General features: G+C 70.6%; 28 protein-coding genes. 15 read left to right on the top strand and 13 right to left on the bottom strand.

What is annotated here, in order from left to right; all coding sequences use genetic code 11:
* Nucleotides 1-48 precede the first annotated feature (48 nt).
* From ACIA5C_RS46405 to ACIA5C_RS46380, 6 genes are all read left to right on the top strand, one after another.
* Nucleotides 49-1,470 (top strand): DHA2 family efflux MFS transporter permease subunit, encoded by a 1,422-nt coding sequence (locus ACIA5C_RS46405; RefSeq protein WP_396067338.1) that lies wholly within the window; start codon nt 49-51, stop codon nt 1,468-1,470.
* A gap of 15 nt (nt 1,471-1,485) precedes the next feature.
* Nucleotides 1,486-2,562 (top strand): hypothetical protein, encoded by a 1,077-nt coding sequence (locus tag ACIA5C_RS46400; RefSeq protein ID WP_396067336.1) that lies wholly within the window; start codon nt 1,486-1,488, stop codon nt 2,560-2,562.
* Nucleotides 2,563-2,576: 14 nt separating this feature from the next.
* Nucleotides 2,577-3,338 (top strand): class I SAM-dependent methyltransferase, encoded by a 762-nt coding sequence (locus ACIA5C_RS46395; protein WP_396067334.1) that lies wholly within the window; start codon nt 2,577-2,579, stop codon nt 3,336-3,338.
* Nucleotides 3,335-3,817 carry an AAA family ATPase gene (locus ACIA5C_RS46390; RefSeq protein ID WP_396067333.1) on the top strand — a complete coding sequence of 161 codons (483 nt, stop codon included), beginning with the start codon at nt 3,335-3,337 and terminating at the stop codon, nt 3,815-3,817. The genes ACIA5C_RS46395 and ACIA5C_RS46390 overlap by 4 nt, the downstream gene beginning before the upstream one ends.
* Nucleotides 3,818-3,952: 135 nt before the next feature.
* Nucleotides 3,953-4,489, top strand: a complete 537-nt coding sequence (locus ACIA5C_RS46385) for an RICIN domain-containing protein (protein WP_396067330.1) — start codon at nt 3,953-3,955, stop codon at nt 4,487-4,489.
* A gap of 30 nt (nt 4,490-4,519) precedes the next feature.
* Nucleotides 4,520-4,804: a TM2 domain-containing protein gene (locus ACIA5C_RS46380; protein WP_396067329.1), complete on the top strand. Its 285-nt coding sequence runs from the start codon at nt 4,520-4,522 to the stop codon at nt 4,802-4,804.
* On the opposite strand, the gene ACIA5C_RS46375 is transcribed toward ACIA5C_RS46380, so the two are convergent.
* Nucleotides 4,786-6,039, bottom strand: coding sequence for an erythromycin esterase family protein (locus ACIA5C_RS46375; RefSeq protein ID WP_396067327.1), 1,254 nt, complete (start codon nt 6,037-6,039; stop codon nt 4,786-4,788). The genes ACIA5C_RS46380 and ACIA5C_RS46375 overlap by 19 nt on opposite strands.
* 65 nt (nt 6,040-6,104) lie before the next feature.
* Complete coding sequence (locus ACIA5C_RS46370; protein ID WP_396067324.1) at nt 6,105-7,385, bottom strand: beta-ketoacyl-[acyl-carrier-protein] synthase family protein; 1,281 nt, start codon at nt 7,383-7,385, stop codon at nt 6,105-6,107.
* Nucleotides 7,386-7,487: 102 nt separating this feature from the next.
* Here ACIA5C_RS46370 and ACIA5C_RS46365 point away from each other — a divergent pair, with 102 nt between their 5' ends.
* Nucleotides 7,488-7,943, top strand: a complete 456-nt coding sequence (locus tag ACIA5C_RS46365) for a group II truncated hemoglobin (protein ID WP_396067322.1) — start codon at nt 7,488-7,490, stop codon at nt 7,941-7,943.
* Here ACIA5C_RS46365 and ACIA5C_RS46360 read toward each other — a convergent pair.
* Entirely contained in the window at nt 7,900-8,331 is a 432-nt protein-coding gene (locus ACIA5C_RS46360) for a GNAT family N-acetyltransferase (RefSeq protein ID WP_396067319.1), read from the bottom strand. The genes ACIA5C_RS46365 and ACIA5C_RS46360 overlap by 44 nt on opposite strands.
* 15 nt (nt 8,332-8,346) lie before the next feature.
* Nucleotides 8,347-8,757: an NUDIX domain-containing protein gene (locus ACIA5C_RS46355; RefSeq protein WP_396067317.1), complete on the bottom strand. Its 411-nt coding sequence runs from the start codon at nt 8,755-8,757 to the stop codon at nt 8,347-8,349.
* A 195-nt stretch (nt 8,758-8,952) separates the two neighbouring features.
* Here ACIA5C_RS46355 and ACIA5C_RS46350 point away from each other — a divergent pair, with 195 nt between their 5' ends.
* Nucleotides 8,953-9,237: a hypothetical protein gene (locus ACIA5C_RS46350; RefSeq protein ID WP_396067355.1), complete on the top strand. Its 285-nt coding sequence runs from the start codon at nt 8,953-8,955 to the stop codon at nt 9,235-9,237.
* Between the two features lie 77 nt (nt 9,238-9,314).
* Here the strand turns inward: ACIA5C_RS46350 and ACIA5C_RS46345 are convergent, their stop codons facing one another.
* Entirely contained in the window at nt 9,315-10,352 is a 1,038-nt protein-coding gene (locus ACIA5C_RS46345) for a methyltransferase (RefSeq protein WP_396067315.1), read from the bottom strand.
* A 99-nt stretch (nt 10,353-10,451) separates the two neighbouring features.
* On the opposite strand from ACIA5C_RS46345, the gene ACIA5C_RS46340 reads away from it, so the two are divergent.
* Complete coding sequence (locus tag ACIA5C_RS46340; protein WP_396067313.1) at nt 10,452-11,615, top strand: serine hydrolase domain-containing protein; 1,164 nt, start codon at nt 10,452-10,454, stop codon at nt 11,613-11,615.
* Here ACIA5C_RS46340 and ACIA5C_RS46335 read toward each other — a convergent pair.
* The 3 genes from ACIA5C_RS46335 to folE are packed head-to-tail and all read right to left on the bottom strand — an operon-like array spanning nt 11,585 to nt 13,601.
* Nucleotides 11,585-11,773 (bottom strand): hypothetical protein, encoded by a 189-nt coding sequence (locus ACIA5C_RS46335; protein WP_396067311.1) that lies wholly within the window; start codon nt 11,771-11,773, stop codon nt 11,585-11,587. The two genes, ACIA5C_RS46340 and ACIA5C_RS46335, sit on opposite strands and share 31 nt — an antisense overlap.
* Nucleotides 11,770-12,987: an NAD(P)/FAD-dependent oxidoreductase gene (locus ACIA5C_RS46330; RefSeq protein WP_396067308.1), complete on the bottom strand. Its 1,218-nt coding sequence runs from the start codon at nt 12,985-12,987 to the stop codon at nt 11,770-11,772. Before ACIA5C_RS46330 ends, ACIA5C_RS46335 begins: the two co-directional genes overlap by 4 nt.
* Before the next feature lie 17 nt (nt 12,988-13,004).
* Nucleotides 13,005-13,601: a GTP cyclohydrolase I FolE gene (gene folE / locus ACIA5C_RS46325; RefSeq protein WP_396067304.1), complete on the bottom strand. Its 597-nt coding sequence runs from the start codon at nt 13,599-13,601 to the stop codon at nt 13,005-13,007.
* Nucleotides 13,602-13,690: 89 nt separating this feature from the next.
* Here folE and ACIA5C_RS46320 point away from each other — a divergent pair, with 89 nt between their 5' ends.
* Together ACIA5C_RS46320 and ACIA5C_RS46315 are read left to right on the top strand one after the other, a co-directional pair.
* On the top strand, nt 13,691-14,296 hold the full coding sequence (locus tag ACIA5C_RS46320) for a helix-turn-helix transcriptional regulator (protein WP_396067301.1): 606 nt from the start codon (nt 13,691-13,693) through the stop codon (nt 14,294-14,296).
* 12 nt (nt 14,297-14,308) lie between these two features.
* Nucleotides 14,309-15,016 (top strand): lysostaphin resistance A-like protein, encoded by a 708-nt coding sequence (locus ACIA5C_RS46315; RefSeq protein ID WP_396067299.1) that lies wholly within the window; start codon nt 14,309-14,311, stop codon nt 15,014-15,016.
* Here ACIA5C_RS46315 and ACIA5C_RS46310 read toward each other — a convergent pair.
* Entirely contained in the window at nt 15,008-15,844 is an 837-nt protein-coding gene (locus ACIA5C_RS46310; protein WP_396067297.1) for a helix-turn-helix domain-containing protein, read from the bottom strand. The two genes, ACIA5C_RS46315 and ACIA5C_RS46310, sit on opposite strands and share 9 nt — an antisense overlap.
* A gap of 1 nt (nt 15,845) precedes the next feature.
* Nucleotides 15,846-16,199 carry a VOC family protein gene (locus ACIA5C_RS46305; RefSeq protein WP_396067294.1) on the bottom strand — a complete coding sequence of 118 codons (354 nt, stop codon included), beginning with the start codon at nt 16,197-16,199 and terminating at the stop codon, nt 15,846-15,848.
* Nucleotides 16,200-16,442: 243 nt separating this feature from the next.
* Between ACIA5C_RS46305 and ACIA5C_RS46300 the strand changes: the two genes are divergently transcribed.
* Complete coding sequence (locus ACIA5C_RS46300) at nt 16,443-16,934, top strand: glyoxalase (protein ID WP_396067292.1); 492 nt, start codon at nt 16,443-16,445, stop codon at nt 16,932-16,934.
* Nucleotides 16,935-16,954: 20 nt separating this feature from the next.
* A complete protein-coding gene (locus tag ACIA5C_RS46295; protein ID WP_396067290.1) occupies nt 16,955-18,118 on the top strand; it encodes an amidohydrolase family protein in 1,164 nt (387 codons plus the stop codon).
* On the opposite strand, the gene ACIA5C_RS46290 is transcribed toward ACIA5C_RS46295, so the two are convergent.
* Nucleotides 18,088-18,663: a hypothetical protein gene (locus tag ACIA5C_RS46290; protein ID WP_396067287.1), complete on the bottom strand. Its 576-nt coding sequence runs from the start codon at nt 18,661-18,663 to the stop codon at nt 18,088-18,090. The two genes, ACIA5C_RS46295 and ACIA5C_RS46290, sit on opposite strands and share 31 nt — an antisense overlap.
* A gap of 141 nt (nt 18,664-18,804) precedes the next feature.
* Here ACIA5C_RS46290 and ACIA5C_RS46285 point away from each other — a divergent pair, with 141 nt between their 5' ends.
* On the top strand, nt 18,805-19,725 hold the full coding sequence (locus tag ACIA5C_RS46285) for an aminoglycoside phosphotransferase family protein (RefSeq protein WP_396067285.1): 921 nt from the start codon (nt 18,805-18,807) through the stop codon (nt 19,723-19,725).
* 212 nt (nt 19,726-19,937) lie between these two features.
* Here the strand turns inward: ACIA5C_RS46285 and ACIA5C_RS46280 are convergent, their stop codons facing one another.
* Complete coding sequence (locus tag ACIA5C_RS46280; protein ID WP_396067283.1) at nt 19,938-20,567, bottom strand: hypothetical protein; 630 nt, start codon at nt 20,565-20,567, stop codon at nt 19,938-19,940.
* Between the two features lie 230 nt (nt 20,568-20,797).
* On the opposite strand from ACIA5C_RS46280, the gene ACIA5C_RS46275 reads away from it, so the two are divergent.
* A complete protein-coding gene (locus ACIA5C_RS46275; protein WP_396067281.1) occupies nt 20,798-21,223 on the top strand; it encodes an NUDIX domain-containing protein in 426 nt (141 codons plus the stop codon).
* A gap of 137 nt (nt 21,224-21,360) precedes the next feature.
* Here ACIA5C_RS46275 and ACIA5C_RS46270 read toward each other — a convergent pair whose 3' ends face one another.
* On the bottom strand, nt 21,361-21,705 hold the full coding sequence (locus tag ACIA5C_RS46270) for a helix-turn-helix domain-containing protein (RefSeq protein WP_396067279.1): 345 nt from the start codon (nt 21,703-21,705) through the stop codon (nt 21,361-21,363).
* Nucleotides 21,706-22,024: the final 319 nt, after the last annotated feature.

Genomic DNA, 22,024 nt, shown 5'->3' with positions numbered 1-22,024 from the left:
CCATCCACAAGCTGCACTATACAATAGTTATAGTGTTATAACTAAATCATGCGTCATCGCTACCTCATCCTGGCCATCTGCTGCATGAGCCTGCTGATCGTGAGCCTCGACAACACGATCGTGAACATCGCGCTGCCCTCGCTCCGGACCGACCTGCACGCCTCCGTGTCCGGGCTGCAGTGGACCATCGACGCGTACACGCTGGTCCTGGCCAGCCTGCTCGTGCTCTCCGGGTCGACCGCCGACCGGGTCGGGCGGCGGCGCACCTTCCAGACCGGTCTGGCCCTGTTCAGCGCCGGCTCGCTGCTGTGCAGCGTGGCCCCCTCGCTGGGCTGGCTGATCGCATTCCGGATGGTGCAGGCGGTCGGCGGCTCGATGCTCAACCCGGTCGCGATGTCGATCATCACGAACACGTTCACCGAGCCGCGCGAGCGGGCCCGGGCGATCGGCGTGTGGGGCGCGGTGGTCGGGTTCAGCATGGCGCTCGGGCCGCTGGTCGGTGGCGTGCTTGTCGACTCGCTGGGCTGGCGCTCGATCTTCTGGATCAACGTGCCGGTCGGGATCGCCGCGTTTCTGCTGGCCGCCAGGTTCGTACCGGAAAGCCGCGCGCCGCACCCGCGGCGCATCGACCCGCTCGGCCAGGTCCTGGTTCTTCTGACCCTGGCGTCGGTGACCTTCGGGATCATCGAGGGCCCGGGCAAGGGATGGGGATCGTTCGAGATCGTCGGTTGTTTCGTGGTCGGCGTGCTCGCCCTGGTCACACTGCTGATCTGGGAACCGAGGCGGCCGGAGCCGCTGCTCGAACTGCGGTTCTTCCGGAGCGTGCCGTTCAGCGGAGCGACCCTGATCGCGGTGTGCGCGTTCGGCGCGCTGGCCGGTTTCCTGTTCCTGACCGCGCTCTACCTGCAGGAAGGGCGCGGGCTGTCGCCGCTGCACGCCGGCCTCTACACGCTGCCCGCCGCCGCGATGATGGCGTTGATCTCGCCGCTCTCCGGCCGGCTGCTCGCCGCCAAGGGACCGCGGCTGCCGCTCACGCTGGCCGGCATCGGCTTCACCGCCGGCGCGCTACTGCTGACCGGCATCGACCCGTCGACGCCGTTCTGGCGGCTCATGATCGCCTACCTGGTGTTCGGGGCCGGGTTCGCGATGGTCAACCCGCCGATCACCAACGCCGCGGTCTCCGGCATGCCGCGGGCCCAGGCCGGCGTCGCGGCGGCGATCGCGTCGACCAGCCGGCAGGTCGGCGGCACGCTCGGCATCGCGGTGATCGGGGCGGCAGTGGCCGGCGCGACGAGCGCCGCGAGCGGGCCCGCGCTGGCCGCGGCCACCCACGCCGGCTGGTGGATCATGGTGGGCCTGGGGCTGGCGGTGCTGGTGCTCAGCCTGGTCACCACCGGTCGGTGGGCCCGCGGGACAAGCACCCGCGTATCGGCCGAACTTGAGGCAGATCTGGCACCGGCGAACGCCTGAGACCAGAATGAGGGCGTGCGGATCCGGCGGGTCCTGACCCTGGCGCTGGCCGGGCTGATCGCTGTGGGCGGCGGTTATGCCGGCTACACCGCCGTGCGGTCGCATCGATCGGTCAGCCTGGCACCGAGCGGACCCTTCGCGGTCGGGCGGACGGTCTCGGAGTGGCGCGACCTCGCCCGGGCGTCCCGGCCGCTGTCGGTCTGGCTGTGGTACCCGGTCCAGCCGGGTGTTGCGGGCACCGCCGCTCCCTACGCGCCGGGCGGCTGGTCCCGGCTGCACAAGTTCGGCATCGGACAGACCGCCTTCGGCCGCATCAGGACCGGCACATTGCTCGAGGCGCCGATCGCGGACGGCCGGTTCCCGATCGTCGTCCTTCTGCCCGGTCTCGGCTTCTCCGCACCCCAATACGCGACGATCGCCGCTTCTCTGGCCGCTCGCGGATATGTCGTCGCGGGCGTCACCCCCACCTACAGCGCCAATGTGACAGTGCTCGACGACCATGTGGTGACGGCCAGGGCACAGGACGATCCGCAGACACTCACCACGGAGAAAGCCAATCAATTGGTAGCGGTCTGGGCCGGTGACGCGCTTTTCGCGGCCCGCCAGGTGACCGCGGCCTATCAGGACCACGTCGACGCCCGGCACGTTCTCTATGTCGGCCATTCCTTCGGCGGCGCGGCCTCACTGGAAGCCTGCCGGCAGGACGCCTCCTGTGCCGGGGCGGCCGACCTGGACGGCACGCCGTACGGGCCGGTCGTCAATCGTGGGCTTAACAAACCGTTGCTGCTGCTCAGTTCCGGCCCCGACGGGGCGGCCACCGACACGTCGACCCGGTTGCTGTTCCACGCCAGCACCGGATCGTCGCACGCCTATACGATTCCCGACGCGCGGCACTTCGACTTCACCGATTACGCCGCCTACTACCTGGCCGCTCCGCTGCGCCTGCTACTCCCGCTGGGCAGCATCGACGGGCGGCGGGTGCTCACCATCACCAACGGATATCTGGGTGGTTTCGCCGACTCGGCGGCCCGCGGAAGTCCCTGGACCGCGCCGACCTATCGCGAGATCCACCCGGTTGAGATGCTGGGCTGATGAGCGAATCGATCGTGGACGTCTTCGACCGGGTTTCCGGCAGCTACGACCAGGTCGGGGTCGATTTCTTCACGCCGATGGGTGCCGCGCTGGCCGAGGCGGCCGCCTTGCAGCCCGGCGAAACAGTGCTCGACGTGGGATGCGGGCGAGGCGCCGTTCTCTTTCCGGCCGCGGCGGCGGTCGGGCCGGCCGGATCGGTGACGGGCATCGATCTCGCGCCGGGAATGGTCTCACGCACGGCGGACCAGGTGGCCCCGGTCCCCTGGGTTTCGGTGCAGATCGGCGATGCGCAGGCGCCGCCGTTCCCCGACGGTTCGTTCGACGTCGTCACGGCCGGGCTCGTGCTCTTTTTCCTGCCCGATCCGCGGGCGGCGCTCACCGCGTACCAGAAGCTTCTGAGGCCTTCCGGCCGCCTCGCTTTCACGTGCTTCGCGGCGCATGACCCGCGCTATCCGGAAACGATGAAGATTTTGGCGCGGCACGCCGAAGGCGCGCCGCCGCCGCGCCACAACGACGACCTTTTCTCAACGGCCTCATCGGTCACGGAAGCCACCCGGGCGGCGGGCTTCGAGACGATTTCCGTACGCGACGTCACCGTCGACAGCAGCTTTGAGGACGCGGGACAACTCTTCGACTGGGTCGGATCGCACGCCGGCCGGCAATTGGTGCAGCACATCCCCGTTTCCCGGCGCCCGTCCGCAACAGCCGAACTGGCCGGCGTCATGGGCGCACCGATCACCTTCCACACCCGGCTCCGCATCGTGCTCGCCGCATGACACTGATCGTCGTCAGCGGCCCGCCCGGCTCGGGAAAAAGCACCCTGGCGTCCACCCTGAACAGCATCCTCGGCTGCCCGCTGATCAGCCGCGACGAGATCCATGAGGGCATCGTCCGGGCGGGCACACCGGACCCGGACATGCGCCACACCTACCGCGTCTTCACCGGCACCGTGACGGCGCTGGCCCGGGCCGGCGTGACCACGATCGCCGAGGCGGCCTTCCAGGACCACCTGTGGCGGCCGATCCTCGAACCGCTGCTCCCCCAGGTGCCGATGCGCGTCATCCGCTGCACGGTACCGGCCGCGGTGGCCCGCACCCGGATCGCGGCGCGACCCGCGCAAGGCCGGGCCGCCCACCGGGGCAACCCCGTCGCGGCCGACGCCTGGGCACCCATCACGCTCGACCTGCCCACCCTCACGGTGGACACGACCAGCGGCTTCGCCCCGGCGGAAGTCGTCGCCTTCGCCGCGGTCTAAGGAACCCTCATCGTCGTCGGTGTCGCGCACCGGACGCGAGCCTAGGTCAGGCGCCCTACGAACCCGCGCCGGCTTAGCCGCAGTCTCGATCTGTCAGCCACTGCGGGCTGGCCGATCCCGAGAGGAACCGTTCCCATGACTCGAGCACTGCCCCGGCTGGGCCGCCTGGCCACCGCCCTCGTGGCTCTCGCCGCCGCCACCGGCATCGTCGCCACCGCCGCCCCGGCCCACGCCGACACCGGCAACTCGTGCGACAAGTACCGCTTCCTGGGAAGCAAGTGGTACATCACCGTGAACGGCAACACCGTCGTCCAGGCCCAGTACAGCCCCGCGCCCGACCAGGTGAACGCGTTCACCTGGTGCAAGGCGTACGTCGGCAGCGTCTCCGACGGCAACCTCTACTGGCTGACCAACCAGGGGGCGGGTAGCGACAAGTGCATGTCCAGCAACGGCGTCGCCGGCGCGCCGCTCCTCATGCTGCCGTGCACCCCGAGCAATCTCGAGCAGTTCTGGCGGGTCACCCACGGCAGCTACAACGGCGCCGACGTGTGGTCGTTCCGCAGCTACATCCACCCCGGCACCGCCGGCCAGGCAGCCAGCAACGCGTACGGCGCCGCGGTGGTCTCCGAGCCGGTCAGCAACAACCTCAACCAGTGGATGGAAATCATGTAGAGCGGGACTTCTACGGCGTAGATTGCGGCGGTGCGGAGGAAGCTGACGCTGGTCGAGTTCGAGTACGGGTTCGTCAAGAAGGATGCCCGCGTTGCCTACGGGCTCTGGGCGGTGGCCGGCATCTTCGGCGGCCACCGCTTCTACCTCGGCGACACCGGGCGGTCGATCGCGATGCTGTTCACGCTCGGCGGCCTCGGAATGTGGACGCTGGTCGACGGGCTGTTCCTCGCCCGGCGGGTGCGCGCGGTCAACGCCGAGCGGCGGGCGGCGATCCTGGCCCGGCACGGAATCATCGATCAGACGCCGCTCGGGTAGGTCTCGGGCTCGCGGCGGTCGACCTTGAGGGTGTGCAGCGGGCGCACCGCATGGGTTTCGTCGAGCCAGACGAACGCGTCGTAGCGGTCGCCCAGGACGGTCGGGACGTAGTTGCCCCAGCTGTCACGGTCGGGGCGGTAGACGACGCCGATCGCGCGGTGACCGACCTCTTCGACCAGCAGATCGGGGCGCTCGGCGACGGGCGGGAAGACGAAGAGCGCCTGCGGCGGCAGGCACGCGTGGAGAACGTCCTCGATCGAGCCGCGCCGGGCCGCGGGTACGGCCATCGTCTCCATCGGCGAACCCCAGTCGCGCCCGGCCACCACGGTGCCGTGGTGCGAGCCGAAACCGACCAGGACCACGTTCTCCAGGCCGTACCGCTCGCGCGCCAACTCGCCCAGGGTGACCTCGCCGTGGCGGGTCTGATCGGTGGCCCGCGCGTCGCCGACGTGGGTGTTGTGGGCCCAGACGACCGCCCGGGCCGGCTTTCCGTCCCGCTCGTCGTAGTGCCTGAGCAGGCGGTCGAGGGTCTCGTCGAAGTGGCGGTCGCGGACGTTCCACGACTTCGGGCCGCCCTGGATCATCGTGCGGTAGTAGTGCTCGGCGCCGGCCACGACCTCGGCGTTCTGCCACGCGGTGAACGATCTCCCGCGCGACTCGACCAGCATGCGAACGACCGCTTCCTCGCAGCTGTGGCCGGCGAAGCGGGTGGCGTAGGCGTACGCGTTGGGGTCTTCGTGGAAGCGTTCGAAGCAGCGGTAGGCCTGCAGTGCGGCGGGGACACCCTCGGGGTCGTTCTCGCGCAGCCACAGCAGAACCTCGTGCAGCGATTCCCAGAGGGAGTACAGGTCCAGACCGTGAAAGCCGACCGCTCGCCCGGTGGCGACATTGAAGTCACGCAGCCACCGCGCGAAGTCGACGACCTCCTCGTTGGCCCACATCCAGGTCGGCCAGCGCTCGTAGGCCCGGAGTGCGGCCCGCGGGTCGCCGGCCTCCTGGAGTACGGCGGCGTCCACCCGGGCGCAGTCCGGCCAGTCCCCCTCGACCGCGACCAGGCCGAACCCGCGCTCGGCGATCAACCGCCGGGTCAGGTGATCGCGCCACGTGTAGAACTCGTGCGTCCCGTGGCTGGCCTCGCCGATCAGCACCACGCGGACGTCGCCGGCCCGGTCGAGCAGGACGTCGAGATCTCCGTCGTCCCGCAGCGGCCGCGCGATCGCCGCGATGTCGTTCATGACATAGGCCTACCCGGTGACTTGCGACCCATACGTCCGACTTATGGGGTTTGCCGAGGCTTGCTTCATGACCGGGTGAAAACGGCGACGCAGTTCTGACCGCCGAACCCGAACGCGTTGGCCGTCGCGGCCCGCACCGGCATCTCGCGGGCCACGTTCGGCACGTAGTCGAGATCGCACTCCGGGTCCGGGGTCGTCAGGTTGATCGTCGGCGGCACATTGCCGTCGCGGATCGCGAGCACGGCCGCCAGCGCGCCGAGCGCGCCGGCGGCCCCGATGAGATGCCCGGCCATCGACTTCGGGCTGCTCACGGCTAGATTCGCCGCGCTTTTCCCGTACGCCTGGTGGATCGCCATCGTCTCGGTGCGGTCGTTGGCCTTCGTGCTCGTCCCGTGCGCGCACACGTAGTCGACCTCGGACGGGTCGACACCGGCGTTGGAGAGCGCCCGCGTGATCGCCCGGGCGGCGTGCGAACCCCCGGGCGAGGGGGCACTGACGTGGAAGGCGTCGGAGGTCAGCGCGCCGCCGGCCATCGCGGCGTACACCCGGGCGTTGCGCCGCTCGGCGTGACTGCGCGACTCCAGCACCATGACCACCGAGCCCTCACCGAAGACGAACCCGTCCCGGTCGGCATCGAACGGGCGGCTGGCGGCGGCCGGGTCGTCGTTGCGCTTCGACAGCGCGCCCATCACCGACAGCCCGGTCAGGAGGCTCTCGGTGACCCCGGCGTCGGTGCCGCCGCAGACCACCACGTCGGCCTCGCCGGAGCGGATCAGCCGGGCCGCCTCGACCATGGCGTAGTTGCCGCTCGCGCAGGCCAGCGCGGAGGCGGTGACCGGGCCGTGCACGCCGAGGTCGATGGCGACCTCGCAGGCCGGCATGTTGGTCAGCGAGGAGGCCACGAAATAGGCGCCGAGCCGGCGCTCGTGCATGATCAGCGAGGCCGCTTCGATGGTGTCGAAGCCGGCGACCCCGGCGTTGATGACGACACCGGTCCGGTCGGGGTCGAGCATGAGGCCGGTCTCGTCCTGCCGGGGCGGGCTGGGCACGGCTCCGCCGGCGTCCGCCGTGGCGGCCAGGCCGGCGTCCGCGACCGCCTCCCGGGCCGCGGCGATCGCGAACTGGGTGAAACGGGCGGAACGGCGCAGCCGCTTGCCCTCGAGAACGGTCGCCGGATCGAAGCCCTTCACCTCGGCCGCGATCTTCGTCGGCAGCCGGGACGTGTCGAAGGCGGTGATCGGGCCGACGCCGGACCGGCCGGCCACCAGCGAGGCCCAGGTGCTCTCACGGTCGAGCCCGAGCGGCGTCACCGCCCCGACGCCGGTAATCACGACACTCTCGGCCATCGATGCGCCTCCCACCAGTGGATCTTTAATTACACCCTAGCCTCGGAGATTGCGCCTGCAATAGTGACGGCGGCAACCATCAATTTCTGCGATGGTGTCCGCATGAGCCGACCCAGCCTCTACGACGCCGTCGGGGGCGCTCCCGCCATGCGGGCGCTGGCGGCCGAATTCCACGCCCGCTGCCTGGCCGATCCGGTGCTGGAGCACCCGTTCTCGCACGGGGTCAACCCGCAGCACGTGCAGCGGCTGGCCGACTACTGGGGCGAGGTGCTGGGCGGCCCGGCGGTCTATTCGGCGCGGTTCGGCGGTCAGGAGGCGATGATCCGCCTGCACGCCCACCAGGGTGCCGGCGCCGACTACGGCCACCGCTTCGTGGCCTGTTTCGTCGCCGCGATCGACGCGGCCGGCCTGCCGCGGGACCCGGAGCTGCGGTCGGCCCTGACGGCGTACATGACGTGGGCCACGCGGGACGTGCTCGCCTTCGCACCGCCGGACGCGGTGATCCCGGTGGGGCTCACGGTCCCGCGCTGGGACTTCGACGGCCTGCGGTCAGATTGATCAGTCCGGCGCGGGTCGGGCGGAAGCCGTTGCGGTCGAGGTAGAAGCCGGTCAGATGGTCTTCGAAGTCGACGTGCAGCCACTCGCAGCCGGCGGCGCGGGCCTCGGCGACGGCGGCCGCGACCAGGGCGCTGCCGATGCCCCGGCCCTGGGCGTCCGGGTCGACCACCGTGTCGAGGAGGAAGGCGTGGGCGCCGCCGTCCCACACGACCTGGACGAAACCGGTCAGCGCTCCCCGGTCGAAGGCGCCGACCCAGGTCAGCGCGTGCCGCTCGAGGCGCTCGGCCCACGGGTCGGCCGAGGCCGGATCGCCGCCGAAGCCGCGGGCGTGCAGGGCGCTCAGCACGGCGTCGTCGACCGGGAAGCGGACCACCAGGTCAACGGTCACGACGCGCGGACCGGGTCACGACGGGCGGGCCAGGGCAAGCGTGGCCGGTAGCTGCGAATGGAGCGGCGACGGCAGGTCGGACGGGGTGAACCAGCCCAGGTCGTCGAACTTGTGGGGCTCGCCGATGCGTACGGCCGCGGGGTCGACACGTACCGAGAAGACCACCGCGACCCAGTGCGACGGCGGGTCGTCGCGCAGCACGTTGCGGACGCCGCGGAGGTCGATCGAGAGCGGGACGGCCGAGTATTCCTCGGTTACCTCGCGGGTCACCGCCTCCTCGAAGGTCTCGCCGAACTCGATCGCGCCGGCGCCGCAGTCCCAGGCGCCCGGTTCGTCGCGGGCGCCGGGCGAGCGGCGGGCCAGCAGGATGCGGCCGTCGCGGTCGTGGCAGACGAACACGCAGGAGACGTCGGGTTTTCTCGGCACGGCGGCATCTTCCCAGCCCCGAGGCACGCCCGGCATCCAATTTATCCGGCGCATCGTGATAGACAACCGCGATGGACTTCACCGATCTGTTGCGCCTGATCGACGAACGATCGGTCGCCTTCGGCCGTGGTCGCCTCCGCACCCAGCCTTGACGCGCCGGTGCCCAGTTGCCCGGGCTGGACGCTGTTCGACCTGATGCAGCACCTCGGCGAGGGAGGCCGCGCCTGGACGGCCACCGTCACCGCCGGGCCGGACGCCCGGGCCAGTTCCGCATCGGACGGTCCGGCTGCGCCCCCGGAGCGGGAGGCCCTGCTGGCCCGGATGGCCGCCTCGACCCGGGAGCTGGTGGAGACCCTGCCTGGACTACCACGCCACCGAGGGCCACTCCTGGCGCCTCCGCCTCTCCGCCGGCGGCGGCCGGGTCACCCGCCTCACCGAGCCCGGCCCGGCCGACGCTTCCGTCTGGGGCACGGCCAGTGAGCTGGTCCTGCTCCTCTACGGTCGCGTTCCGCTGGATTCCTTGAAGCTCGACGGCGACCGCCGCATCTTCGAGCAGCTCATCGAGTGGGATCCGGATCAGTAGACCGAGCCTGCACCTCCAGGCAGGCGTAGGGCTCGAGGAGCTCCCGGGTGCCGGTACGTTCCAGGCCAGCGCGTTCGAAGAGCCGGTCGTACTCGGTGAGCGTGCGCTCCTCGCCGCCGAGCCCGGCCAGCATCGCGAGGTCCATGTAGGCCAGCCCGACCGGAATGCGGTCGTCATCCGCCACCATCTCGACGACGAACAGCCGCGCGCCGGCCGGCATGGCGGCCCGGATGGTCGACAGGATGCGGACGCACTCCTCGTCGTCCCAGTTGTGCAGGACGAACTTGAGCAGATAGAGGTCGCCCGGCGGCACGGCGGTGAAGAAGTCACCCACCTCGGCGCCGAGCCGCCCCGCGAGGCCGCGCCGCTCCGCCTCGGCGGCGACTCGCGGGGCCATCGGAGCAAGTTCGAGCACGGTGCCCGTCAGCCGGGCGTGGCGGGCGAGCAGTTCGGCGGCGAACGCACCCTCGGCGCCGCCCACGTCCACGACCGTACGGGCGGCGCCCGGCTCGATGTGGTCGGCGGCCAGCCGGATCACCGGTGCGGAGACGCCGCTCATGCCCATGCCGAACTCGCGAGCCTGGTCGGGGTGCCGCCGGAGGTATTCGAACAGCGACATGCCGACCGCCTCCTCGGCCTGCGGCTTGCCGGTGCGCACCGCCTCGGGCAGCCGCGCCGCCGGGTACCAGAGCGCGGGGATGCCGGCGGACTGCGCGTAGTACTTCAGCGAGCTGTCGTTGTCCTTGTGCAGCACCTGCAGGGCGGGCGTCGACCGGAACTCGGTCGTGTCCGCGTCGTAGCCGAGCAGCCCGAGCGCGACCCCGGCCCGCAGCAGCCGACGGGTGGCGCGCGGGTCGCACTGCTCCCGCCGGGCGATCTCCCCGGCCGGCAACGGGCCGTCGGCGAGATGCTCCGCGACCGACATCATGGCGATCGCCCGCACCGCCTGGGTGCCGTTGAACGCCATCGTGAGGTGGTAAACCGCCCGGATGTCCTCGGCCTGACTGTCCACGAAAGGTGACCTCCTGACGAAGGAGGTCATTGTTGCCGGGTCGCGCAAGCGGGCGGAGCGGGGTGGCGGGAGCGGACACAGTGGACGCAGACTGATTTGATGACGGTCTCTACCCGTACGATTGCTGTTGCTCTGGCCGCCGCGATTGCGGTGGCCGCCTCGCCGGGCCCGGCCCGCGCCGAGGCCGCGGAGGGCCTTCCCGCGCTCGACGGCGACAAGCTCGCCGGCATCATCACGGGACTTCCGGATGACCAGGTCAGCGCCGCACTGGTGCAGATCAGAGGTCCGGCCGGCGAATGGGCCGGCACGTCGGGCACCACCTCGCTCCGCAATGCCGCGCCGCCCCGGCCGGACAGCCGGTTCCGCATCGGCTCGATCACCAAAGTATTTACAGCGGTCGTGGTGCTGCAGCTGATGGCCGAAAAGCGGATCGACCTCGACCGGCCGATCGAGCGCTATCTGCCGCACGATTTCCCGCCGCGCTACCCGGACATTCCGGTGCGCGATCTGCTCGACTTCACCAGCGGCCTGAACAGTAAGTTCGATGTCGACACCAAGGATCCGGAATGGTTCCTGGAGCACCGGTTCGATCTTGTCGGGCACCGCGACCACCTCGACACGTCGCAGTTGCCGAGCTTCCCGCCCGGAACCGCCCAGCGATACGCCGACATCGACTACCTGATGCTCGGGCTGCTGGTGGAGCGCGTGACCGGGCACAGCTGGGCGTCCGAGGTGCATCGGCGCATCATCGACCCGCTGCATTTGACCGGCACCAGCACGCCGGCCGACGACCCGCGCATTCCGGGGCCGCATGTGCACGGTTACGAGGCGACCGACGACGGCTGGGTCGATATCAGCGCGGCGAATCCGTCGCTGCAGTGGTCGGCCGCGTCGATGATCTCGACCGCGCCGGATCTCGACCGGCTGCTGGTGGCGTTGTTCGGCGGGCGGCTGCTGCCGGCCGCGCAGTTGGAGGAGATGTTCACGGTTCCGGACGTGCCGCTGTTCGGGTCGACGAAGGACCGCGCGTCGATCGGGGCGCCGTTCACGAGGACGGTGTTCAACGGAGTCACGATCTGGGCGAAGAGCGGCGACCGCCCGGGCTACAACAATGCGATGGCGTCGACCCGCGACCTGTCCCGGCGGCTCGTCTACTCGGTGAACCCGCTCCACATGGGCACCTCGGAGCCGCCCGCCGTTGCCAAAGCCGTGATCGGCGCGACCTTCGTCGGTCAGTCGTCGCCGGCCGCGCGGTCGACGTAGTCGAGGACCTCGCGGTCGGCGGTGACGATGCGGTCGACCTGCTCACCGGCGTCGCAGGTGAGCAGGGCGATCTCGACGTCGTCCGGCCGGCGGACGACGATCCGCCAGGTCGCGCCGGAGTCCTCCCACCGCCGCAGGCGATCGAGTGCGTCGCTCACCGCAGGTCGGCCAGCGGGACGTCGGGGTCGGCCAGCCGGGCCGCGTCGACGGTCCGGCCGGCCAGGCCGGCCCGGATCAGGTCCTGGATCTGGTCGTTGACGTCCCAGACGTTGACGTTCATGCCGGCCAGCACCTTGCCGTCCTGGGTCCAGAACGCGATGAACTCGCGCCGGTCCAGGTCGCCGCGGACGACCACCTCGGGCTTGGCGTCCGGGGCGACCCAGCCCGCGTACTCCATGCCCAGGTCGTACTGGTCGGTGAAGAAGTAGGGCAGGAAGTCCTGCGCCGCGTCCTGGCCGAGCATCGACCGGGCGGCGACCGGGCCGCCGTTGAGCGCGTTGGCCCAGTGCTCGACGCGTACGCGGGTGTGCAGCAGCGGGTGGTCGACCGCGGCGATGTCGCCGGCCGCGAAGATGTCGGGGTCGCTGGTGCGCAGGTGCGAGTCGACGAGCACCCCGTTGTCGACCGCGAGCCCGGCGTCGGCGGCGAGGCCGACGTTCGGCGCGACGCCGACGGCCAGGATCACCTCGTCGGCCTCGACCTGTTCGCCGCCGGCCAGGCGTACGGAGTCGGCCGTGATCTCCTCGATCCGGGCGTCGAAGCGGAAGTTCACGCCGTGCTCCTGATGGATCTTCGCGAAGACGGACGCCATCCGGTCGCCGAGCACGCGCTGCAACGGCAGGGAGGCCGACTCGACGATCGTGACCTGGGCGCCGCGCTCGCGGGCGGCCGCGGCGACCTCGAGGCCGATCCAGCCGGCGCCGATCACGGCCAGCCTGGTGCCCTCGCGCACCTGCTGGGAGATGCGGTCGGAGTCGGCGTACGTCCGCAAGGTGAGCGCCCGCTCGACGCCCTGCACCGCGATCGTGCGCGGGGTGGCACCGGTCGTCAGCAGCAGCTTGTCGTAGCCGATGGTCTCGCCGTCGCCGGTGCGCAGAGTGTGTGCAGCCGGGTCGATCTCGGTGACCGTCACGCCGGTACGCAGGTCGACGTCGTGGCCGGCGTACCAGGACTCCTCGTGGACGAACGGGTCGTCCCGGCTCGCCGTGCCGAGCAGCAGGCCCTTGGAGAGCGGCGGACGCTCGTACGGTCGCTCGGTCTCCGACCCGATGAGCAGGACCTTGCCCTCGAAGCCCTCGCTTCGCAGGGTTTCCGCGGCCTTGGCGCCGGCCAGGCCGGCGCCGACGATGACGAACGTGCGGTCGGCTGACATCGGAGAAATCCTCTCTCTCATTTCGGCCCGACCGCGGCGGCGGCCAGGAACTCGGCGCGAGAACGGGCGTCGTGGCGCAGAGTGCCCAGCATCGTGCTGGTCACCGTGCGGGAACCGACGGCTTGCACGCCGCGCAACGTCATGCACATGTGCTCCGCCTCGATCACCACGCCGACGCCACGCGGGGCCAGGTGCTTCTCGAGCCAGTCGGCGATCTGCTTGGTCAGCCGCTCCTGCACCTGCGCCCGGTGAGCGAACAGCTCGACGACCCGGGCCAGCTTGGAGAGCCCGAGGATGCGCTCGCCGGGCAGGTAGCCGATGTGGGCGACGCCGACGAACGGCAGCAGGTGGTGCTCGCAGACCGAACGGATCGGGATCGAGCGGGCGAGGACCAGTTCGTCGTAACCCTCGTCGTTGTCGAACGTGGTCAGCGCGAAGTCACGCGGGGTGAGCAGTTCGGCGTAGGCCCGCGCCATGCGGGCCGGCGTCTCGGCGAGGGACGCGGACGTGATGTCCAGCCCCAGCGCGGTGAGGAATGCCGCGGCCGCGCGCTCGGCCGCGCCGGGATCGCGAACGGCCTGCTCGTGGGTGATGCGCTCGGCCTGGATGGTCATCTGGGCTCCTCCGGTCGGCTCCGACCCCGTCATCCTGCCCCGGCGATAGTTCTAATTTCAATAGCGTCCGTTGGTGATAATGTCGACGGATGCCGGACCGCTGGGATGTCGTCGCGACGCTTGTCGATCCGTCCCGGCGCGCCCTGTTCGAGTACGTGCGGCGGCAGGACCATCCGGTCGGCCGCGAGGAGGCGGCGTCGGCGACCGGACTGTCCCGCGGGCTGGCGGCGTTCCACCTGGAGAAGCTGGTCGAGGCAGGGCTGCTGGGTGCGCGTTACGAGGCGCCGGCCGGTCCCCGCGGGCGCGGGCGCACGCCCAAGGTCTACGAGGCGTCCGCGGATGTGGCGATCACCATCCCGGCCCGCCGGGACGATCTGATCGCCGACGTGCTGGCATCCGCCTACCTGTCCCATCGGCCGCCGGACGAGGTGGCCTACCGGCAGGGCGGCACGCAAACGGTCGACGATCTCGCGGCGCTCGGGTTCGATCCCGACACTTCGGACAGCCTCATCCGCCTGCGCAACTGCCCGTTCCATGCGCTGGCCGCCCGGCACGGATCACTAATCTGCGGGATCGCAAGGGCGTTCGTCGGCGGGATGGCGGCCCATTCGCCAGGCTTTGAGGCGATTCCGGATTCCTCGCCCGGTGGGTGTTGTGTCGCACTTCGGCGGACTCCCCCAGCGGCCGACGGGTAGCGTTGCCCGGCGATGCCTATCTCGCGACGACGCCTCTTCCTCGTTTTCGGCGCTGTGCTGGTGGTCCTGGCCGCGGTGAACGTGGCCGACAAATACGGGCCCCGGCACACCGGCCTGGTCGCCGGGCCGTTGGTGGCTCTCGCTCTGGTGCTCCTCGCCCGGCACGCCGGGCTCAGCTGGCACGACCTCGGCCTGTCGCGCCGCACGCTGCTCCCCGGCCTGAAGTACGCGGTGGGGGCCGTGCTCGCCGTCGCAGTCATCTACGGGATCGGCATCGCGTTGCCGTTGACCCGGCCGGCCTTCCACGACGTGCGTTACCACCTGCACCTCGGGGCGGCGCTGCTGACCGCCTTCATCATCGTGCCGATCGGGACCGTGCTGCTGGAAGAGGTCGCGTTCCGCGGCGTGCTGCTCGGTCTGGTGCGCAAGCATCGCGGGGCGGCCTGGGCCAGCATCACGTCGTCGGTGCTGTTCGGGATGTGGCACATTCTGCCGTCGCTGCGGCTCGGGCAGGCCAATCAGGCCGTCGGCACGGTGCTCGGGGCGTCGCCGATCTGGCCGGTGCTCGGGGCGGTGGCGTTCACCGCGCTGGCCGGGCTGCTGCTGTGCGAGCTGCGGCGGCGGAGCGGAAGCCTGCTCGCGGCGGCCGCACTCCACTGGGCGACCAACGGGCTCGGCCTGCTGCTGGCCGCCGCCCTGACCGCGACGCGCCTAGCCTGACAGCTGCGACTTGATCAGGGCGGTCGTCTCGCACTCGTCGAGGCAGGACCCGCTCAGGCGGTCGAATCCCTCGTGCCAATGGCGCACCTCGTCCGGGTTCTTGATGTAGTGCTGCTGGCCGAAGTCCTCCGCGTAGACGACATCCAGTTCGGGGGCGTCGCGAAAGCAGAGAATGGCCATCGACGCGCCCAGCAGAGGGTGCTCGCCCGCCGCGTACGGAAGAAGGCGCAAGCTGACCGCCGGCAGCTCGGCCACCGTGATCAAATGGCGGAGCTGTTCGGACATGACGTGCGGGCCACCGATCGACCGGTGGATCACCGACTCGTCGATGAGCGCCGACAACTCGACCGGATCGTCGCCGGTGAGGCGCCGCTGCCGTTCCCGGCGAATGGCGACCGAGCGTTCCGCGTCCCCCTCGGGATGAACCGAGAACAGCGCCCGCATGTAGGCCTCGGTCTGCAGCAGGCCCGGGACGACATCGGGTTCCCAATTGAGCACCGCCGATGCCTCGGATTCCATCGCGATGTAGCTGCCCGGCCGGACCACATCGCGGTATTCCGACCACCACGCCTTCTCGCGCGACGCCCGGGCCAGATTGAGCAATTCCTCGCGGTAGTGGTCGTCGCCGACCTCGTACAGATCGAGCAGATCGCGTACGTCGCGGGGCGTGACCGAGACCCGGGCCGTCTCGATGCGGTTGACCTTGGCCGAGTGCCACTCGAACCGGCGCGACACCTGCTCCTGCGTCATGCCGGCCGCCTCCCGGCAGCGGCGGAGCTCCGCGCCCAGTCGCCGGCGCCGCAGCGTCGGGCCCTCGTCGACGGGCACGCTACCCCCTCGGTTTCTTCGACAGATCCAGCAGGCACACCGGATTTCCGTACGGGTCCTCGAGCACCGCACATCGTCCCACGCCAATATCGAACGGCGCCGTCCGGACGACCGCACCGCGAGCGCTGTACGTAGCGACGGCCGTGGGCACATCATCGACCAGGTAATGCACGTTGACGTCGGAGGGTAGCTCCATCGTGTGCAGCACGATCTCGGCGTCGGTCTCCGGCAGGCACAGAGCGACCGACGATTCGTCCTGCCAGAGCCGGCGCAGATCGAAAACCCGCGAATAGAAGGCGGCCGCTTCTTCGAGGTCACCCACGGGCACCATGACACAGTCGATTTTTCTTATCATCGGGCGTGGCCCTCCTCACCGCCGGCGTTCTCGTTGATTCTGTCGCAGCAGCGCGACCCCGATCGGGCGCACCTCTGCGAGCGTTGCGGCGCCCCGGCGACGGCCTCGGCCGGGCAGACCGTCGTCGGCGACCGCGTCGCCTGGTCACTCGAGATCCACTGTGCCTCCTGCGGCGACGCGGAGGTGCAAACGAAGACTCGACAACGGCCGGAAACTGACCGGATAGGTTGCGACGCTTGGACCATGATTCTTCTTCCGGACCAGGACGTGCCCACCGGCAGCGCGGCCGTCAACCCGTTCGTGATCGTCGACGACGCGGCCGGCTTCGTCGACTTCGTGGCCGGCGTGTTCGACGTCGTGGAGAACGCGTCGGCGCGGGCGCCGATGCCGGACGGCAAGCTGATCCACGCCCAGCTGCGCCTCGGCACGGTCGATCTGATGGTCGCCGACCGGCAGGACGGCTGGCCGGCGCGGCCGGCGCTGCTGCAGGTGTGGGTGCGGGACGTGGCCACCGTGCTGGGACGGGCCGGCGACCGGGGTGCGCGTACGGTCACGTCGCCGACCCCGTTCTACGGCGAGGTGACCCTCGGCCGGATGATCGACCCCTGGCAGAACATCTGGTGGCTCTACGCGCCCGCGCCCGGTCAGCCCGACCCGGCGCCGCACTGGCAGGGAGGCTCGGACGCCGTGTTCACGACCCTGGACCGGGCCCTCCGCGATCTCACGCTGGGTTGACAACCGACCGAGGAGGACACGTGGCGACGTTCCGGGTGGCGCGGATCTTCGACGGGGAACGGCTGCACCGCGACGGCGGCGTCGTGGTCGCCGACGGCAGCCGCATCAGCGAGGTGCGGCTCGGCGATCACCCCGCCGACCTGGAACTGATCGACGGGACCCTGCTGCCCGGGCTCATCGACTGCCACGTGCACCTGTGCTCGGACGCCGGGCCGGGCGCGCTCGACCGGCTCGCCGAGGCCAAGCCCGACGAGCTGGGCCCGACGATCACGGCCTCGCTGCGCCGGCATCAACAGGCCGGGGTCACGACCGTACGCGACCTGGGCGACATGCGAGGCGCCGTGCTGTCCCGGCGCGGGCCGAACGTCCTCGCCGCCGGCGCGCCCCTGACCAGCCCCGGCGGGCACACGTGGTTCCTCGGCGGCGAGGTGCGCGGCCCGGCACAGATCCGCGGGGCGGTCCGCGAGCGGGCCGCCCAGGGCGCCGACGTCGTGAAGATCATGGCGAGTGGCGGCGTCTTCACGCCCGGCACCGACACGGCGGGCACCCAGTTCACCGACGAGGAACTGGCCGCGGCGGTCGAGGAGGCGCACGCCCACGGCCTGCCGATCACCGCGCACGCGCACGCCCACGCCGCGGTCCGGCAGGCACTGCGGGCCGGCGTGGACGCCATCGAGCACTGCACGTCGGTCACCCCGACCGGTGCACACATCGACGACGAACTGGCCGACGCCCTGGCCGCCTCCGGCATCGCGGTCTGCCCGACGCTCGGCTCCGACCCGGCAGTCGTCGTGCCGCCGGAGGTGCTCGCCATGGCCGAACGCGCCGGCCTCACCCAGGCTATCCTCCAGGACGGCGTCACCCGGTTGCATCGAGCCGGGGTCAAAATCATCGCCGGCTCCGACGCCGGTCTCGGCCCGGCGAAGCCGCACGGCATCCTGCCGCGCACGCTTGAGGAGTACGCGGTGAGCGGGCTGACCCCGACCGACGCCCTGACCGCGGCCACCGCCCGGGCAGCCGAGGCGTGCCGGGCCGACGGCCGCAAGGGCCGCATCCGCCCCGGCCACGACGCCGACCTCCTGCTGGTCCCCGGCGACCCGACGACCGACATCACCACCCTGCAGCGCCCGCTCCGCGTCTACGTCGCCGGTTCTCAGGTGAGCCTCGGCCGCGCGATCGTGTAGATCTGTTTGGCCAGCGCTACACGGTCATCGGTGCGCAGGTGCTGCGGCGGGCCGGGCGGCATGACGTTGATGCGTACCACTCCACGAGAAGTCCGCACCGTCAACTGGTGCAACTGCTCGCCGTCGTCGTCGAGCCAGCGCGCGGGCGCGTCCAGATCGGAGACCGGCTGTTCTCCGGGGTTCTTGAGATCCTCGGCGAAGGCATTGATCGCCACCTGGTCGGTGTAGAAGGAGAAATCGATCGACGGAGGCAGCGGCGGGAAGGTCGCGGCGGCGGGATCCAGAGACGGCATGACGTCGGCCGGATCGAGCAGATAGGAACAGCCGCCCGCGGTTTCCACCGGCTTCACGGCGGCCACGCCGACCGCCTGTGCCATCTCCGCGGCCGAAACGAACCGGCAATTCCCGCCGGCGGCAGGCGTCGCGCCCGCGGCAGGTGTCGCGCCCGCGGCAGGCGTCGCGCCCGCGGCGCCGCCCGCGGTCCGCTGGTCGCCCTGGCAGCCCGCCGAGAGGAGTGCGGTGGCAGTGAGGACGACCGGCAGCAACCCGCTTCGGTATGACGACATGAACTCCCCGTTTCATCACGGGTTGCTCCCGCGGCGCCCGAGGCCCGGCAGCATATACCGCCGACCGCATCCGGCCGCCCGCGAACCCCTGGGCCAGCGGCCCTGTGCTACGAACTCCGTATGGACGTTCCCCGGGAGCTGGCCGAGTGGCACGAACGGTTCTTCGGCGCGGCCGGCCGCGCCTGGATCGCCGCCCTGCCCGACCTCGCCGCGGCCGGCCTGCACCGATGGAACCTCAGCCCCGACGGGCCGGCACGGTTCGGCGCGGTCGCACTCGTGCTCCCGGTACGGCGCGCCGACGACACGCCCGCGGTGCTGAAGCTGCAACCGGTCAACGACGAAACTGTTGGTGAGCCGGCCGCCCTGGCCGCCTGGCACGGCCACGGCGCCGTTCCCCTGCTCGAATACGACCCCGCCACCGGTTCGATGCTGCTCGCCCGCCTCGACGCCGACCGCGACCTGTCGGCGATCCCGGACGACATGGAAGCTCTGCGGATCCTCACCGAACTGATGGCCGGCCTGCACGCGGTGCCGCCCCCACCCGGAATCCGCCACCTCGGCGACATCGCCACGGCGATGCTCGACCGTGTCCCGCAGGCGCTCGCGCTTGTCCCGGGCGAAGACCAGCGGCGCCTCATCGGCTCCTGCGCCGCCGCCGTCAGAGATGTCGTCGACGAGCCCGGCGACTGCCTGCTGCACTGGGACCTGCACTTCTACAACGTCCTGGCCACCGTCGACGACCCCGGTCGCTGGCTGGCCATCGACCCCAAGCCCCTGGTCGGCGATCCTGGGTTCGACCTGCTCGCCGCCCTGCACAACCGCTGGGACGACGTGGTCGCCACCGGTAACGTACCGCGCGCCGTGCGTCGCCGGTTCGACCTGATGACCGGGATCCTCGGCCTCGACCGACAGCGCGCCGCCGGCTGGACGCTGGCCCGGATCCTGCAGAACGCGCTCTGGGAGGCGGAGAACAGCGCCTCCTGGAGCACCGGGTTCGACGCGGCGATCGCGGAAGCGATCACCGCATCACGAGCGGCCTGAATCGTGCCGGTCATGCAGACCGACACTTGACCGGCCGTCTGGGCCCTGGTGCGGCGATGGCCGCCATCCACCTGGCCGGCGGCCAGGCCGCAGTACCTGGCGCGCTTGCTCCGAACCCTTGCCGCCGCTCTGGATGTTCGCGACTTCGGGCCCACCGGCTACGACATCTGGCTGGACCGGGTTCTCTGTCATTGCCGGTCGGTCCAGTCCCGTCAGATGCCCAGAGGCGCTCTGATCTGCAGGCGCCGGTCCACGGCCGTGGCCAGGGGATACGCCAGATCGGCGCGGATGCCCTGCACCCATGGATGCAGGGCGCTCAAGAAACCAAGGAGATCCTGCTGAACCGCACCCAGAAGCTGCGGCAGGGCGTGGGGCGGGATGTCGATGTGTGGTTCGTCCGGGTCGGGGATTGACCCTGCAGGAAGTTGACCGCCGTTCTTCCACACACGGACCACCGACCCTCGGTGCTCGACCAGCGGGTCGGGGTCATGGCCCAGATCGATCACCTCACCGCCGATCACGCGCAGCCAGTCGCGCCATTCGTCGAGGCCGACGCAGCATCCGGGGTCGATGACGACGTCGTCGTCGCCTAACCGCAACCCGCCCGGCGCGAAGTCCTCGTCGTCGCAGGTCAAAAACCTTTCGATCGCCTCTGCGGCGTTCGTCGCGATGATCGACAGGTCATCGGCGGTCGCGCTGCGCCCGATCAACGCCCAGATCACCGTCCCCACCTGCTGCGACGTCGGCCTACCCGGAACCGCGATATGGAAGTCGGTCTGCTCCGCCGGCCAGAACGGGCAGTCGGCGGCCCATCGCTCCAGCACCGGCGTCAGCGTGATCACCGCCTGAGGTTAGCGAGCCGAAGGCGACCCCTGCGACCGCGTTGACGGCCCGGCCCCCGGACGCCGCAGCCCCGGCCCGGTCCGTTCCACGAATCGAATCAGGTCAGTGACACAAACCGAACCTATGTCGCCGCAGGCCGGTTGACGGCACAACGCCATGGTCACGACGGACAGCGGCCGCCCGTCCGGCACGGCACGGTGTCGGCCTACGGCCGGTGCATAATGCGCCTGTGTCGATCTTTGCGGAAGGCTCTCCCAGGGCCCGCATCGTCACGGGCCTGTTGCGGGACGGCGACCGGGTGCTGCTATGTCACCGATCTCCCGGGCGCCGTTGGTATCCGGACGTCTGGGACCTGCCCGGTGGGCACGTCGAGCCCGGGGAACTGCCCGCCGCGGCACTTGCTCGCGAGCTCCGCGAGGAGCTGGGCGTCGACGTCGCGGCGCCATCGGGTCCGCCCCTGCGAGAAGTTCGTGGCGCCACGTTCGACATGCAGATCTGGCTGATTGAAGCGTGGAACGGGTCTCCGGTCAACGTTGCGCCAGACGAACACGATGCCATCGCGTGGTTCACCGTAGATGCGCTCGGCGAACTGTCCCTGGCTCATGACAGCTACCTTGCGATGTTGAGCAAGGTTCTTCCCGAGCATCGGGCCTGACCACGACTGAACACAAGGGACGAGCCGGCCGCCGACAGCGGGCTGGTCGGTCCACAAGGGCCGGTCATGCCGATCACGGGGGGCTGCGGCGGGGGGCCATCTGGTGCCTGGCTCCCTCGTGATCGGCCGGACCGGACCTAGGCCGGGCAGCTGCGGGCGGGTGAGGCCGCTCGGCCGCGGCGGCCGTCGGGGTAGACCTCGTCGAACTTGGTCAGCCAGCGGATCTGCTCGCGGGGTGGGACCCCGCACCCCCGTAGGAATCCGACCAGCGTGTCGCGGCGGGGGACGCCCCCGGCCGCGCTGATGAGGTTGTGGACGGTCGCCCGCGATATCGGTGTGCCCGCATCGCGACTGCGGCGTGCGACGCTGTCGAGTGAGCGTCGGCGAGCTGCCATCAGCGCCTTCAGGCGATGGGCGAACTCGGTCGGCGTGGCGGCGCCGGTGGGATCCGGCGGCACCGTCTGCATCGTTGCGGCGGTCATCAACCCTCGCCTCGCTGTGACTGGCCTCCATGGGCCGGAAGTCCCGGCCACCGCTGAGCTTTGTTCGGCCGCCAGGCCAGAACAAGGACGCAGCTGCGAACTACTACTGGCACCGCTCGACAGCGTTGTCAGCTCGGGAAACTCCGGACGAGCGAAGCCGTACTTCGGCGAACCTCGAAATGATGAAACCGTGGGCGGACCGGTCGGCTGATCGGAAAACCGCGGGAAACGCGCTTGTCGCGGAAGGCGGGAATTCGCACCGACGGCCGCCTCGCCTCCCGCGACGAGCTGGCTTTATGTCACTGCTCGCTGACGCTCC

The organism is Actinoplanes sp. NPDC051343 (assembly GCF_044455125.1).
GTDB lineage: Bacteria > Actinomycetota > Actinomycetes > Mycobacteriales > Micromonosporaceae > Actinoplanes.
Note: the sequence above shows the minus strand (reverse complement) of the source record. Positions and strands in the feature narration are given on the sequence as shown.

Coding starts and splice junctions, on each gene's coding strand:
- folE (WP_396067304.1), bottom strand. CDS start 13,601: ATGACCATCCAGGCCGAGCGCATCACCCACGAGCAGGCCGTTCGCGAT.
- ACIA5C_RS46300 (WP_396067292.1), top strand. CDS start 16,443: ATGATTCTTCTTCCGGACCAGGACGTGCCCACCGGCAGCGCGGCCGTC.
- ACIA5C_RS46390 (WP_396067333.1), top strand. CDS start 3,335: ATGACACTGATCGTCGTCAGCGGCCCGCCCGGCTCGGGAAAAAGCACC.
- ACIA5C_RS46365 (WP_396067322.1), top strand. CDS start 7,488: ATGAGCCGACCCAGCCTCTACGACGCCGTCGGGGGCGCTCCCGCCATG.
- ACIA5C_RS46340 (WP_396067313.1), top strand. CDS start 10,452: ATGACGGTCTCTACCCGTACGATTGCTGTTGCTCTGGCCGCCGCGATT.
- ACIA5C_RS46370 (WP_396067324.1), bottom strand. CDS start 7,385: ATGGCCGAGAGTGTCGTGATTACCGGCGTCGGGGCGGTGACGCCGCTC.
- ACIA5C_RS46405 (WP_396067338.1), top strand. CDS start 49: ATGCGTCATCGCTACCTCATCCTGGCCATCTGCTGCATGAGCCTGCTG.
- ACIA5C_RS46320 (WP_396067301.1), top strand. CDS start 13,691: ATGCCGGACCGCTGGGATGTCGTCGCGACGCTTGTCGATCCGTCCCGG.
- ACIA5C_RS46350 (WP_396067355.1), top strand. CDS start 8,953: ATGCAGCACCTCGGCGAGGGAGGCCGCGCCTGGACGGCCACCGTCACC.
- ACIA5C_RS46305 (WP_396067294.1), bottom strand. CDS start 16,199: ATGATAAGAAAAATCGACTGTGTCATGGTGCCCGTGGGTGACCTCGAA.
- ACIA5C_RS46330 (WP_396067308.1), bottom strand. CDS start 12,987: ATGTCAGCCGACCGCACGTTCGTCATCGTCGGCGCCGGCCTGGCCGGC.
- ACIA5C_RS46385 (WP_396067330.1), top strand. CDS start 3,953: ATGACTCGAGCACTGCCCCGGCTGGGCCGCCTGGCCACCGCCCTCGTG.
- ACIA5C_RS46270 (WP_396067279.1), bottom strand. CDS start 21,705: ATGACCGCCGCAACGATGCAGACGGTGCCGCCGGATCCCACCGGCGCC.
- ACIA5C_RS46315 (WP_396067299.1), top strand. CDS start 14,309: ATGCCTATCTCGCGACGACGCCTCTTCCTCGTTTTCGGCGCTGTGCTG.
- ACIA5C_RS46375 (WP_396067327.1), bottom strand. CDS start 6,039: ATGAACGACATCGCGGCGATCGCGCGGCCGCTGCGGGACGACGGAGAT.
- ACIA5C_RS46285 (WP_396067285.1), top strand. CDS start 18,805: ATGGACGTTCCCCGGGAGCTGGCCGAGTGGCACGAACGGTTCTTCGGC.